Below are 13,800 nucleotides of genomic sequence, written 5' to 3' on the forward strand. Positions count from 1 at the left end.
GGTCGTGGGTTCGGGGCGGGGCCGCCTGCCCCCCCCGGGCTCTCGCCCCGGCCCCGTTTTGGTCGCCGGGCCCGCGGCGCGGCTGGCGATCGCGGTCGCAGCGGACCGCGAGCGGGATCAGCCCCAGCGGCCGGTGTTCCGCTGCTCAGCGGACTGGTAGGCCTCGGTGGCCGCGGCGACGGCGGTGCCGATGGACGCGAGGACCTGCTGCAGGTCGGCCGCGGCGGTGTCCCACGCGCGCTGGGCCTCCTGGTAGGTCTCGGACGACGAGCCCTCCCACTGCGCGATGACGGGGGCGAGGCGCTGCTTGAGCTCGTCCAGCTCGGTCTGCACCTTGGTGGCGTGGCCCGAGATGTCGCCGGCAGCGCCCGACAGCTGCCCGAAGTCAACCTTGATCTGGTCGTTCATGATCTCCCCTAGGAAGTGAAGCTACACAGCGGAAAAGGAATTGCAGGTGGAGCGAAGAGAGCGTGGGAATGAATTCCCAACGATCAGAAACCGCCGCCGAGGCGGTTCGCGATCGTGGACATCTCCTGCGCCTGCTCCTCTTCCTGCTGGATGTAGGTCGCGGCCGTGCTGTCCATCTCGTTCGCGATGGCGAGCAGCGCCTCGTTCAGCTTGCGGGCGTCCTCGTTGAAGCGCTCGATCAGCTTGTTGAACGAGTCGGCGGCGTTACCCACCCACGCGGGGGCGAGCGAGTCCACCGTGGACCGCAGCTGGCCCAGGATGCCCTGGACGTTGCCGTTGGTGTTGGTGATGTCCCGAGCCGCGTTGATGAGCTCGGGAGTTCCGGTGGAGTAACCAGCCATTGCGTGTGACCCCCTAGGTCAATGAGATCAAGCCTGTGCCGGGCCGGCACGGTGTTGCGACGCAGACACTGCCACGGCCGGTTCCCCGCTGTCGCGCATTCCCCGGAAGTAGTTGCGCTTGTAAACGCTGAGTGACGCGGTCCGCGCCTCAGCTCATGATTCGCGCTTGCGAAAAGTCCTCGTCATCGCCCTGCCCCACTGACGGGTGAGCCCCTCGGGCGGCCACGGGACGTGACGCCGGTCGCGTTTGCTCGTGCACCTGATTTGCATTCGCTCCCGTTTGCGCTTGCGATTCCCCGGCGGATCCCGGAATTTCCGAGGGCAAATTCTCGACGGGCAGCCCCCGGCTCTCGCGCCAGCCGCCCGCCACCCTGCGGACGTCCGGCGAGGTCCCGGTCGACGCCGGGTCGGGCGCGCCCGCCCGCGCCCGGTCGGCCAGCGCGCGGGTGGCCGCGCGCAGGGCCGCGTTGCGCGCGCCGCCCTCGCCCGAGGCCCTGCTCGCCCTGGTGGTGGCGGCGGCCAGGTCCGAGCGGAACCTGGCGTAGGCGTCCTGGATGCCGGTCATGCCCTCTGCTCCAGCGTCAGCTCGTCACGGACAGGGTCCGCACCACGTGCTCGCAGGCGGACCGCACCCGCTCGCGGTCCTGGTCCGCGTACCGGCAGCCGACGCTGACCTGCACGCGCCCCTGGAACACCACGTACCAGTCGGTCGAGGCGCCCTGGCCCGCTTCGCGGAAGCGCACCACATCCTTGTCCGCGAACGACGCCCGCGCGTCGAAATCGGACAGGTTGCCCCCGCCCGCCTCGTACTGGGCGCGCAGCTCGGCCTCCGCGCGGCCGGGTTCGGCGGTCGCGTCGTAGTTGAGCCTGCGCTCCTGCACGACCAGCACCGCCCCGTCGCCCGCCGAGCCCGCGGGCTTGAGCTGCACCCTGCGCTCCTGCGCGTCGCTGCCGGACTGCTCCCAGCCCTCGGGCCGGGAGAAGCGGTAGTCGTACTGGGCCGTGACGCGCTCGTCGGCGGCGGGCGGCGGGGACGAGCTCGGACCGGGGCCGGATCCGGACCACCAGCCGCCCGCGAGGGCGTAGGCGGTGGCCGCGCCGACCACGAGGACCAGCGCGAGCACCCCGCCGACCACCAGCGGCACCCGGCTGCGGCGCGCGGGCGGTCGGGGCTGCGGCGGGAGGGTGGTCGGGAAGTGGGTCAGCCGGGGCGGCGGCAGCGGGTGCGGGAGCTGCTGGGGCGAGGGCTGCGCCGGGGGCTGCGCGGCCGGGATCTGCGCGGACGGGGGCTGCGGGGCGAACGGGCCGGACAGCGGCGGCGCCGTCATCCGCCGGGTGATCTTGCGGGTGGGCCCGTCGGTCCGGGGGATCTCGCCCGCGGCGAGCTTGCGGGTGGCGGCCTCGTCGGCCGGGGTGATCCGGGTGGTCGCCCCCTCGGTCCCGGACGCGCGGGGCTTGTCGGCCGGACCGGGCGCGGACGCGAGCAGCGCGCCCCTGGCCACCACGGTCTCCGGCTGGTCGATGCTGGTCGGCACCGCGCCGGTCTGCTCCAGCACCAGCCGCGCCACCAGCGGCACCCGGCTCGTGCCGCCGACCAGGAACACCGCCGCCAGCGCGCCCGGCTCCAGCCCGGCGGCGCGCGCGGTGGAGGCCACCAGCCCGGCGGCCCGCGCCAGCGGCTCGGCCACCAGCCGCTCCAGGTCGAGCCTGGTCACGTGCGCGTCGGGCAGCGGCGGCGGCAGCGGCACGTCGGTGTAGGAGTGCCGGGACAGGGTCTCCTTGGCGCCGCGCACGTCCTGCCGGAGCACCCGCCGCTTGCGCCGGTCGGCCAGCTCCCGCCCCTCCACGAGCTGCGCCCACGCCGCGCGGTCGGCCTCGGCGAGCGTGCCGCCGATGTGCTCCAGCAGCGCCTGGTCGATGTCCGCGCCGCCGAATCCGGGGTCGCCCTCGGTGGCCAGCACCTGGAACGACCCGGCGCGGCGCACCACGACGCTGGCGTCGACCGTGCCGCCGCCCAGGTCGAGCACGGCCAGCGCGGCGCCCTCGGGCACGGCGTGCGACGCGGAGTGGAACACCGCGGCGGCGACCGGTTCCGGCACCAGCCGGACCTCGCGGCCCAGTCCGCGCGCGGCCCGCAGCAGCACGCCGGTGCGCACCGAGCCCCACGCGGCGGGGTGGGTGAGCACGAGCTGGTCGACCGGGGCGCCGCCCGCGAAGCGCCTCGCCTCGTCGACGGCGCGGGACAGCACGGCGCGCACCGCGTCGGCCACCGGCAGCACCGTGGCGCCCAGGAGCAGCTCGGACTCGTCGACGCGGCGCTTCGGGTGCGGCTCGTAGCGCGCGGGGTCCACGGCGGCCTGCCGCTCGGCCTCCTGGCCGACGAACAGGGTGCCGTCGGCGGCGGCGAACACGGCGGACGGGACGATCGGCTGGCCGTCGACCACGACGACCTGCGGTTCCCGGCCGCGCACCGAGACGGCCACGCAGGTGCTGGACGTGCCGAAGTCGACGGCGACGCGCAGGCTCATCCGCACCTCCCCGCGTCCGACCGGGGCCTGCCGGGACCATGCATACAGGATGGGCCCGACGCGCTGCCGCCCGGTGCGGCCCTGCTCCGCGCCGCGCCGGTCGCGGAGGGCCGCCCGGACACCTCTCCGAAACCGCCGGGACACCTCCGGTCCACCCCGCGCGGACCGGTGAGAACTCTCACGGGCGGGGCGCGGTGGAACTCGCCCGTCCCCCGGTCGGGGCGTTCCGGTGAACTTCCGGAGCGCCTTCCGGAGCGGTTCGGGGAAAGGGGCCCCTGGCATCCGCTCACCGGGAAGTGCATCCTTCTCGGACACCCGGTCCGGTGATTCCCGATCGGCGCTCACGGAGACGTGACCGCTGGTCAGCAGCCTGTAACCGGTACCGGAAGGACTTGAGGGGAACAACCGGCGGAACAACCGAAGGGGGTGGTCAACCCACGTGTTCGCGTGTTCGGCTGGATCATATCGGCGGTGCGCGCCGGGTTTCCCGCCCGAACGCCCCCGCCACCCCGGAACGGAGCCCGAGATGACGACGGAAGCCGCGTTATCCGCACCCCACCAGCTGACCGGTGAGCACGCGCTGCGCTACGCGGGCCACTGGACGTGCGCGCTGCGCGAGCTGGCCACGGTGCGCTCGCTGCCCGAGCGCGGCTCGGACGCGGACAGCTCGCTGCGCAGGGTCGCGCGCGAGCTGAGCCCGGCGCGCCTGATCGCCCGGCCGCTGGCCGTGCCGCTGCCGGACACGACCGCGATCCGGGACGACGCCGACCGCGCCGTCGCCCGATTCGGGCGGGTGCGCGCCGGGTCGGTGCACGCCCACGTGAGCGAGCGCACGGTGGCGACCGTCGCGGAGTGGGGGCTGCCCTCGCTGGTGCTGGAGCTGACCGGGTTGCGGGTCAGCGAGCACCTGCGGATGAACTTCACGGCGGGCCGGGTCGAGCTGAAGGTGGACTCGCGCCGGTTCGGCGACCTGCTCCTGGTGGTCCCGCTGGACGGCGGGGAGACGGTGGTGGCCCAGCCCTGGGGCGTGGAGCGGTACGAGGGCGCGCTGCTGCTGGACAGCACGTGCACGCCGTACGGGCGCCTGTCGGGCCTGGCGCTGAACGTGGGGCTGCGCAGGCTCACCAGGGGCGCCGCGTCCGGGAAGCGGGCCGTCGGGGCGCGCTGAGCGCCCGGCCGCCCGCGACCGCTCCCGGAACGCGGCCCGGAACGCGGAGGACCCCGCTCCCCCGGTGGGGGGAGCGGGGTCCTCGGCGGTCGAGCGCCCTTACTCCGGCTGGATCCAGGCGAACTGCACGCGCTGCTGCCCCAGCTTGCGGGTCACCAGCGTGCCCCGGCCGGGGGGCTGCGGCGAGGCCTTGAGGTTGCCGACGATGGCACCCTCCTCCTTCGAACCGGAACCCACCATGATCGGCGCCGAGATCTCCCGGAGCTTGCCCAGGATCGGGTCGTACATGGCCCTGGACGCGCCACCCATGCGGCGGACCACGACCACGTGCAGGCCGACGTCCTTGGCCTGCGGGATGAACTCCGCCAGCGGGGCCAGCGGGTTCTGGCTGCCCTGCGGGGCCACCAGGTCGTAGTCGTCGACGATGACGAACAGCTCGGGGCCCTTCCACCAGGACCGGTTGCGCAGCTGGTCCTGCGTGACGTCCGGTCCGGGCAGGCGGCCCTTCATCGAGCCCTGCACGTCCTTGATCATGTCGACCAGCTGGGTGGACGAGACCGCGTAGGACAGCAGGTGGTCGGTCTCGATGTACCCGAGCATCGTGCGGCGGTAGTCGACCAGCATGATCAGCGCCTCGTTCGAGGTGTAGCTGTTCATGATGCCGCGCACGATGGTGCGCAGCATGTTGGTCTTGCCCGCCTCGCCGTCGGCCAGCGCCATGAAGTGCGGGTCGGCGTCGAAGTCCAGGTAGACCGGGGCCAGCTCGTCCTCGTTGACGCCGATCGGGACCAGGTGGCCCCGGTTCGGGTTGGTCGTGGCGACCGCCGTCATGAGCTCCTGGTACGGCAGCAGGTCGGGCAGCAGCCGCACGGAGGGCGCGTGGCGCCCGCGCCAGGAGCCGCTCACCTTGTTGATCATGTCCTGCACGCCCGCCGCCACGCTCTCGGGGTCCGAGAAGGTGTCGATGCGCGGCAGGGCGACCAGGAAGTGCAGCTTCTGCGGCGACAGACCGCGACCGGGGCGACCGGGCGGGACGTTGACGGCGACCTTGCGGTCCACGTCGGACTCGCTCGGGTCGCCGAGCCGCAGCTCCAGGCGGGTGCCCAGGAGGTCCTTCATCGCGGGCCGGATCTCGGCCCACCGGTTGGCCGCGACGACGAGGTGCACGCCGTAGGACAGGCCCTGCGCGGCGAGCGCCTGGACCATCGGCTCCAGCGCCTCGAACTCCTGCCGGAAGTTCATCCAGCCGTCGACGATGAGGAACGCGTCGCCGAAGTCGTCGTCGCGGATCTCGCCCCGGCGCCTGCGGTTGCGGAACTCGACCATCGAGTCGATGCCCTGCGCCCGGAACCGCAGCTCGCGCTCGGCGATCAGACCGGTCAGCTCGGCGACCATGCGGCGCGCCTTGTCCACGTCGAGCCGGGAGGCGAAGCCACCGACGTGCGGCAGCCGCTCCAGCGAGGCGAGCGTGCCACCACCGAGGTCGAGGCAGTAGAACTGCACCTCCTCGGGCGTGTGGGTCAGCGCCATCGACGTGATCAGGGTGCGGAGCATCATCGACTTGCCGGACTGCGGGCCGCCGACGATCGCGCCGTGACCGGCCGCGCCGGAGAAGTCCGCCCACAGGTCGTCGCGCCGCTGCTCGAACGGCTTGTCGACCACGCCCAGCGGCACGGCGAGCCTGCCGTTCGCGGGGTAGCCGGGCGCGCACAGGCCCCGGTCGTCGGTCTGCTGGAGCGGCGGGAGGATCGCGTCGAGGGTCGGCGGCTCGTTCAGCGGCGGCAGCCACACCTCGTGGGCGTCCGGGCCCTGGTGCTTGAGCCTGCGGACGATGACCTCGAGCTCGCTCTCCTCGTTCTTGTCCTCCTGCTCCTTCTTGACCTCGACCACCTGCGGCTTGGGCCGCTCGGGCTCCTTGGGGATCTCGATGTAGTCGGGCACGAAGTACCGGGGGCGCTTGTCGCTGCTCACCGGGGCCGCCGGGCCCGCCACCTGGATGCCCGCCGGGCGGTAGGGGCCGGACACGTACAGCGCCTTGAACCGGATCAGGCCGGAGCCCTGCACCGACAGGTAGCCGGAACCGGGGATGGGCGGCAGCTCGTAGGCGTCGGGGACGCCGATCGCGGCGCGCGACTCCGCCGGGGAGAAGGTCTTCAGACCGATCCGGTACGACAGGTACGTGTCGAGGCCGCGCAGCTTGCCCTCCTCCAGGCGCTGCGACGCCAGGAGCATGTGCATCTGCAGCGACCGGCCGACGCGGCCGATCTGGAGGAAGATGTCGATGAAGTCCGGCTTGGCCGTCAGCATCTCGGAGAACTCGTCGATGCAGATGAACAGCGCGGGCAGCGGGTCGAGGTCGGCGCCGTTCTCGCGGGCCTTCTCGTAGTCCCAGACGTTCTTGTAGTTGCCCTTCGCCAGGACCTCCTGGCGGCGGGACACCTCACCGGCGATCGCGTCCTTCATGCGGTCGACGAGGGTCAGGTCGCCCGCCAGGTTGGTGATCGTGGCGGCGACGTGCGGCGCGTCGTCCAGGCCGAGGAACGTCGCACCGCCCTTGAAGTCGACCAGGATCATGTTGAGCGCGGTCGACGAGTGCGTGGCCAGCAGGCCGAGCACGAGGGTGCGCAGGAACTCGGACTTGCCGGAACCGGTGGCGCCGATGCACAGGCCGTGCGGGCCCATGCCGTTCTCGGCCGCCTCCTTGATGTCCAGCTCGACGGCCTGGCCGAACTCGCCGATGCCGAACGGCACGCGGTACCGGTCGTGCATGGGGCGCGGGCGCCAGGCCTGCTGCACGTCGAAGGTCATCGGGTCGCCGGGGATGCCGAGCAGCTCCAGCAGGGCCGGGTTGGCCGACAGCGGGTCCTCGGTGTCGCCGCCCGCGTCGCCCATGCCCCCGATGCGGTACGGGGAGAGCCTGCGGGCCAGCGCCTCGACCTCGGTGATGCTGAGCGAGTCCGGGCCGCCGAACCACTCGACGCCGCTGGCGCTGCGGGCGCCGAGCTTGCCGTCCTCGATCACCAGGCGCAGGCCGCGCCGGGCGGTCAGGTTGCCCAGGGACTCGGACAGGTCGAGCAGGGTGACGCCGACCAGGCCCTCCTCCAGGAGGATCTGCTCCTCCCTGGTCACGTCGCCGTCGTCGATGACGATGACGATGTGCGGCTGGTCGCTGGGCGGCGGGGCGTTGCGGGTGAACCGCTGGCGCTCGCGCAGCTGCTCGTCCAGCATCGCCTCGACCTCGGCGAGCGAGCTGGCCATCATGCGCAGCTGGCCGATGCCGTCGACGATCGACGGGTGCTGCACGTGCGGCAGCCACTTCGCCCACTCCCACTCGGCCTTGGTGCGGCCGGTGGTGACGACCGCGATGAGCAGGTCGTCGGGCGAGTGGAAGGTCGCCATCTGCGCGATGAGGGCGCGGGCGAGGCCGCGCTTCTCGTTGACCTCGCCGATCAGGCCGACGGCGGCGAAGCCGCGCAGCGCGATCGAGATGGGCAGGTCCGGCACCAGCGAGTGGGCGCGCACGAAGCGGCGCAGCGCCAGGGTCGCGATGGGCTCCAGCTCCTCGACGGGGCCGGTCTGCGGCGGGACGAGCCGGGTGGCCAGCCGCTGCGAGCCGCGGCCCGCGCGCAGGTGGCAGAAGTCCGGGTCGGACTGCCTGCGCTCCCACATGCGCCGCGTGGTGGCGAGCGACCAGAGCATCTGCGGGTCGGGGTGGACCCACTCGCGCTCGGCGCGCTGCTCGTCGGCGGCCTCGCGCGCGCGGTCGCGCATCTGGCCGAGGTACCGCAGGTAGTCCTTGCGGTCCTCGTTCATCTCGGCCTTCTTCTGGCCCTTCCCCGAGCCCATGCCGCTGGCCATCATGCCGATGGTCGACACCAGCATCATCCCCGGCATGATCATCGCCGCCGGGCTCCGATTGCTGTACGTGAACATCAGCGCCATCATGCCCACGGACGAGATGATCATGACGACGGGCATCGCCTTCATCATGATGTTGCCGGGGATGACGCGGGGCACCTCGGGCGGCGGTTCGAGGTGGACCTCACCGCCGGGCGGCCGGGGCGCAGCGAGGCGCGCCATGCGCTTGAACTGCAGCGTGCTCACCGAACAGGCACCTCACACAACTAGTAAGACCATCGCCTGGCACGGGCTCTTCGGCCCAGACCACGGGCGCTGACGCCCGGCCGACCGGCAACCGACACTATGGCGCATCACGGCGCGCCACGTCGGTGGGTCCGGGAAAACAACCGGCAACGGCTTCACCCGAAGCGACCTACGGGTGGGACCGCTGGGGCCATACTTGGGGCCGCCCGGTCGGCGTCGAGGTCGCCGAATAGGGTCGGGCGACCCGCAAGCACACACTCTTCCAGGAATTAGGGGGCGCTGGTGGCGACCGGTACGACGGTGTTCAGCCGGGTGACGGTGGTGGCGCCGCGAACGCGTATCGACGTCGCGCTTCCCGCCGACGTCGCGGTGGCCGACCTGCTGCCGATGCTGCTCGACATGGCCAAGGAGGCGACGCCCGACGGTGGCGTGCGCCACGGCGGGTGGTGCCTGGCGAAGCTGGGCGACAGCCCGCTCGACCCCGGCCGCACGCTGGCGTCGCTGGGGGTCGTGGACGGCGAGCTGCTTCAGCTGCGCAAGCGCAACGAGAACCCTCCCCCTCCGCTGTACGACGACGTCGTCGACGCGATCGCGGAGTCCGACCCGGACAGCTACCGGCCGTGGACCAAGGAGACCGCCCGCAAGTACGGCCACATCGCGGGCGCGCTCGGCCTCGCCGCCGCCGCCGTCGCGGTGCTGATGGCGGGCCCGGTGGGCGGTGGCACGAGCCTGGCCGCCGCCATCAGCGCGGGCATCGCGGCCATCGTCGCGATCGCGGCGGGCACGGTCGTGGCGCGGTCCTACTCGGCGACCGGAACGGGCGTGCTGATCGTCGCGGCGGGCAGCCTGCCCATGGCCTACGTGGCCGGGCTCTACGCGGTCCCCGGCCCGGTGGGCATGGCGAACCTGCTGCTGGCCAGCGTGCTGGTGCTGATCTTCGCCTCGGTGGCGATCCTGCTCATCGGCCGGGGCATCACGGTGTTCATCGCCGCGGCCACGGCGGGCGCGCTGAGCGCGGTGGCGTTCCTGATCGGGCTGTTCGTCGAGCACCCGATGGTCGGCATCGCCGCCGCCACCTCGGCGGTGAGCCTGGCCGCGCTGTCCGCGCTGCCCAGGCTGACCATCCAGCTCGCGAAGCTGCCCCTCCCCATGGTCCCCACGAACGCGGAGGACCTGAAGGAGGACACCGGCTTCCCGGAGTACGCGGTCATCGAGCGGCGCACGGCGAACGCCCACGAGTACCTGACCGGCATGATCATCGGCTGCGGCGGCGTCGCGGCGCTGTTCGCGGTCATCGCCGCCGGTGACGGCACGGTGTTCGGCCCGATCCTGGCGATCGTGGTCACCCTCGTGCTGCTGCTGCGCGGCCGGGCCTACGCCAACGGGGCCCAGGCGGTCGCGCTGCTGGTGAGCGGCATGTTCGCGGGCGCGGGCGTGCTGGTCGGCTGGCTGGTGCAGTCCTCGCCCGGCGACCGGCTGCTGTTCGTCTTCGGCGCGCTGATCCTGGTCGGCGCGGTGTCGCTGGTGCTCGGCGTGATCTTCCCGCAGCAGAAGTTCTCCCCGGTGCTGCGCCGCACCGTGGACGTGCTGGAGGCCATCCTGATCGCGGCCGTGCTCCCGCTGGCGCTCGCCGTCATGGACATGTACGTGGTCATGCGCCAGCTCCTCCCGGCCTGAGGTTGGTGACCATGCGACGCACGACCCGCAGGGCCGCGGCGGTCACGGCCGTGGCCATGACCCTGCTCACCGCGCCGGGCGCGCTCGCCCAGCCCGCGGGGAGCGGCAGCCCGTCGAGCAGCGCGCCGAGCAGCACCACCAAGAAGGCGCCGAACTCGCAGCCGCCGCCGCTGGACAAGGGCGCGCGACCGGCCGTCGGCGCGGCCAGCCCGGACGTGGACTACAAGCAGCACCTGTCCTGCATCACCTCCAGCACCGGCAACCAGAAGATCGCCGAGAAGCCGTGGGGCCAGATGCAGCTGCGGCTGGAGGAGGCGCACCGCTTCGCCACCGGCAGGGGCATCAAGCTGGCCGTCATCGACACCGGCGTGAACGGCAAGCAGCCCAGGCTGGAGGGCCGGGTCCAGGCGGGCGGCGACTACGTCGGCAAGAACGAGGGCAACGGCGCGGTCGACTGCGACGGCCACGGCACCGAGGTGGCGGGCGTCGCGGCGGCCGGGCGGGACCCGGAGACGGGCTTCGTCGGGGCCGCGCCGGAAGCGCAGATCCTGGCCTACCGGCAGACCAGCGCGCACTACAAGTTCGACGACCCCGCCAAGCAGGACAGCAGGCCCACGGCGGGCAAGGTGGGCACGCTGGCCCGCGCCATCGTGAAGGCCGCCGAGGACGGCGCGGACGTCATCAACATCTCGCTGACCGCGTGCGAGACGCCGAACCCGAACGGCTCCAGCGCCCAGGAGAAGCAGCTCCAGGCCGCGATCGACTGGGCGGTCAACACCAAGGACGCCGTCATCGTCACGGCGGCGGGCAACCTGGTGGCGAGCGACCCGAACAGCAAGTCCAGCGGGTGCGCGAGCCAGAACGACAACGCGGACCCCGAGACGGTCAAGGTCGTCGCCTCGCCGCCCTGGTACGCCGACGACGTGCTGTCGGTGGCGTCCATGAGCCAGCAGGGCGGGGTGTCGTCCTTCTCGGTGTGGGGCCCGTGGGTGAGCGTCGCGGCGCCCGGCGAGGACATCGTCACGCTGGACCCGGCGGGCAGCGGCCTGACCAACGCGACGGTGGACCAGAACGGCCAGGCCGCGCGCATCCAGGGCACCAGCTTCGCCGCGCCGTACGTGGCGGGCGTGGTCGCGATGGTGCGCGAGCGCTTCCCCGAGCTGAACGCGCACCAGGTGATGGACCGGATCAAGTCGACGGCCCAGCACCCCGGCAACCCCGGTGGCAGCGACCACAAGGTGGGCGCGGGCATGGTGAACCCGATCGCCGCGCTGACGGCCGAGCTGCCGCTGGAGCAGGCGGGGGCGAAGCCGGAGAACCCGGAGCAGATCTTCACCGACCTGAACACCGGGGCCCCGCCGAGCAGGACGCCGATGATCGTGGCGCTGGCGGGCACCGGGATCGGGGTGGGGGCGCTGCTGCTGACCCTGTTCGTCGTCCACACGGTGGGCCGGAACCGGGAGCGGAAACCGGTGAAGTCGGCTTTCTGACACGACAGCGGAAAAGGGCCGTCGGGAGGAGTTCCTCCCGACGGCCCTTTTCTCGTGAAGGGGGTTTTTCGACACGCGTGGTGACAGCGACACCCACTGCTGGCGGTATTGATCGCCCCAAGGGGTGGAACTTTCCTTCGGCAAGCCGAAGCGGTTGTGGTGAATTTTCCCGCAGCGGCCGACACCGCTCCGCCAACCGGGTCAGTCCTCGCCGAGCACCGGCGGCGCGCTCCGCTTCGGCTTCCCGTAGACCTCTTCGATGGTGCCGGTGAGCCGGAACTTGGACTTGTGCTCCTTCTCGCCGCCCTGCTGGCCGCCGGGAGCGCCGCCCATCATGCCGCCGCCCATCATCCCCATGCCGCCCGCGCCGCCCGCCGCACCGGCTCCTCCGCCGCCCGCAGCCGCCGCGGTCCTGGTGGCCGGGCCGCCGCCCTGCTCGGCGACGGCGCTGTAGCCGCCGGGCTGCAGCTGCCCGTGGGAGCCCCCGGAGCCCGGCGCGGGCCCCAGCGGGACGGAGCCGCCGCCGCCACCGAGGCCGCTCACCGAGCCACCACCGCCGGAACCGGCGCCCACCGCGCCACCACCGCCGGACGAGGCTTTCCCCGTCCCGGCCTCCGCGACGGGCTCAGCGGGCTCCTCAGCGGCCTTTTCGGCCGCCTTCCCGGTCTCTGCGGCGTCCGGGGCGGTCTTCTTCCCCGCGAGCGTCGACGACGTCCAGTCCTGCTCGGGGAACCGGTGGTCCATCCGCACCTCCGCGAACCCGTCCGCGCCCTCGCCGGACACCGAGTCGCACAGCCGCAGGAACCCCTCCAGCATGTCCCGCACCGACTCGTGCAGCTCGCGGGCCGGGTCGCGCAGCTCCTCCAGGTGCTGGAGCGCCCTGCGGTCCCCGTCCACCGGGAGCGCGGCGGCGGCCGACACCGCCTCCGCCGCGTCGGCGAACAGCGAGGCCATCTCCTCCACGGCCCCGCGCACCCCGTCGGCGGTCGCGTCGAGCGCGTCGCCCATGACGTTCATGGCGTCGGACAGGTCGTGCCCGGCCAGCCCGACCTGCTGCATGTGCCGGACGAACGACTCGGCGTCCGCGCCCTGCCAGGCCGAGTCGAGCTTGCCCAGCGGCTTGGTCAGGTCGCGGGTGACGTGCTCGGCGACGAGCCCGGCACGGCGCCAGCGCTCCGCCTCCGCGTGCAGGTCGGCCCACTGGCCCACGACGGGCTGGAAGTACTCCTCGACCAGGTCGCGCGCGCCGAGCCTGCGGCTGATGCCGGACAGGTAGTCCAGCTCCGGCTCGATCCTCGCGGCGATCTGGTGGCCGTCCTCGCGCGCCATCCCCGGTCCTCCCGCTAGCCCTGCTGCCGCTCGACGGCGCGGAGCATCGCCACCACTTCCTCGTCCTGCCCGCCGTAGCTGTCGGCCACCGCGGCCAGCCCCTCGGCCGCCGAGCCGAGCGTCCCGCAGGCCCGGTCGAGCTGCTGGTTCAGCACCTCGGCGGCGCGCCGGTAGGACTCGGCGCTGCGCAGGGAGCGCCCGAGGTCGCCGAACGCCGTGGTGAGCGTCGGCCCCGAGCGCAGCTCGTCGCGCGCCTTCCCCAGCTCGTCGGCGGCCTCACCGACCCGCCGCGCGTACAGCTCCAACCAGCGGGCGTCGACCTCGACCTTCCCGCTGCCCCTGCCCACCTGCTCGACCACGTTCGCCCCCAGACCTCCCCCCTCACACGAACTGGTGGGGTGGGTGGTTCCCCGGAAGCGAGCGAGCGAGCTTCCGGAACCCCAAAAAGGACAACCCACCCCCTCGTGCACACCTCCCCCTGACCACCGCGCGACCGCAACGCCCCTCTCCCACCCGCCCCCAACGCACATCGGGCCTGGTTGCCCTTACTCCCCAACACACATCCGCCCCAGCCGCCCCAGCGTCCCCCACCCTCAAGCGCAGGTCAGCCCCATCCCCCGCCCCCAAACACACGTCCGCCCCAGCCGCCCCCGTCCCCAGCGCAGGTCAGCCCAGCGTCCCCCGCCCCCAAGCGC

Annotated in this window: 10 protein-coding genes; 3 read left to right on the forward strand and 7 right to left on the reverse strand. The window is 72.9% G+C overall.

The genetic code is table 11. The annotated features are described in order from the left end of the window. Positions 1-117: 117 nt before the first annotated feature. The 4 genes from ACTUAL_RS16385 to ACTUAL_RS16400 form a co-directional block, all read right to left on the reverse strand. On the reverse strand, positions 118-408 hold the full coding sequence (locus tag ACTUAL_RS16385) for a WXG100 family type VII secretion target (protein ID WP_440900879.1): 291 nt from the start codon (positions 406-408) through the stop codon (positions 118-120). A gap of 83 nt (positions 409-491) precedes the next feature. Next, positions 492-809, reverse strand: coding sequence for a WXG100 family type VII secretion target (locus ACTUAL_RS16390; protein WP_440900880.1), 318 nt, complete (start codon positions 807-809; stop codon positions 492-494). Positions 810-957: 148 nt separating this feature from the next. Beyond that, positions 958-1,374 (reverse strand): hypothetical protein, encoded by a 417-nt coding sequence (locus ACTUAL_RS16395; protein WP_157767933.1) that lies wholly within the window; start codon positions 1,372-1,374, stop codon positions 958-960. A gap of 16 nt (positions 1,375-1,390) precedes the next feature. Beyond that, entirely contained in the window at positions 1,391-3,337 is a 1,947-nt protein-coding gene (locus tag ACTUAL_RS16400) for a type VII secretion-associated protein (protein WP_440900881.1), read from the reverse strand. Between the two features lie 526 nt (positions 3,338-3,863). Here ACTUAL_RS16400 and ACTUAL_RS16405 point away from each other — a divergent pair. Beyond that, a complete protein-coding gene (locus tag ACTUAL_RS16405) occupies positions 3,864-4,505 on the forward strand; it encodes a hypothetical protein (protein ID WP_096497105.1) in 642 nt (213 codons plus the stop codon). A gap of 99 nt (positions 4,506-4,604) precedes the next feature. Here ACTUAL_RS16405 and eccCa read toward each other — a convergent pair whose 3' ends face one another. Beyond that, complete coding sequence (gene eccCa, locus ACTUAL_RS16410; protein ID WP_096497106.1) at positions 4,605-8,609, reverse strand: type VII secretion protein EccCa; 4,005 nt, start codon at positions 8,607-8,609, stop codon at positions 4,605-4,607. 282 nt (positions 8,610-8,891) lie between these two features. Between eccCa and eccD the strand changes: the two genes are divergently transcribed. Further along, entirely contained in the window at positions 8,892-10,286 is a 1,395-nt protein-coding gene (gene eccD, locus ACTUAL_RS16415; protein ID WP_096497107.1) for a type VII secretion integral membrane protein EccD, read from the forward strand. A gap of 11 nt (positions 10,287-10,297) precedes the next feature. Continuing rightward, the gene (mycP, locus tag ACTUAL_RS16420; protein WP_096497108.1) at positions 10,298-11,776 is read left to right on the forward strand and encodes a type VII secretion-associated serine protease mycosin; all 1,479 of its coding nucleotides are present in this window, start codon (positions 10,298-10,300) and stop codon (positions 11,774-11,776) included. Between the two features lie 201 nt (positions 11,777-11,977). On the opposite strand, the gene ACTUAL_RS16425 is transcribed toward mycP, so the two are convergent. After that, positions 11,978-13,105: a WXG100 family type VII secretion target gene (locus ACTUAL_RS16425; RefSeq protein WP_440900882.1), complete on the reverse strand. Its 1,128-nt coding sequence runs from the start codon at positions 13,103-13,105 to the stop codon at positions 11,978-11,980. Between the two features lie 14 nt (positions 13,106-13,119). Further along, positions 13,120-13,464 carry a hypothetical protein gene (locus ACTUAL_RS16430; RefSeq protein ID WP_015805257.1) on the reverse strand — a complete coding sequence of 115 codons (345 nt, stop codon included), beginning with the start codon at positions 13,462-13,464 and terminating at the stop codon, positions 13,120-13,122. Between the last annotated feature and the right edge of the window lie 336 nt (positions 13,465-13,800).

The sequence above is a fragment of the Actinosynnema sp. genome (assembly GCF_052038725.1).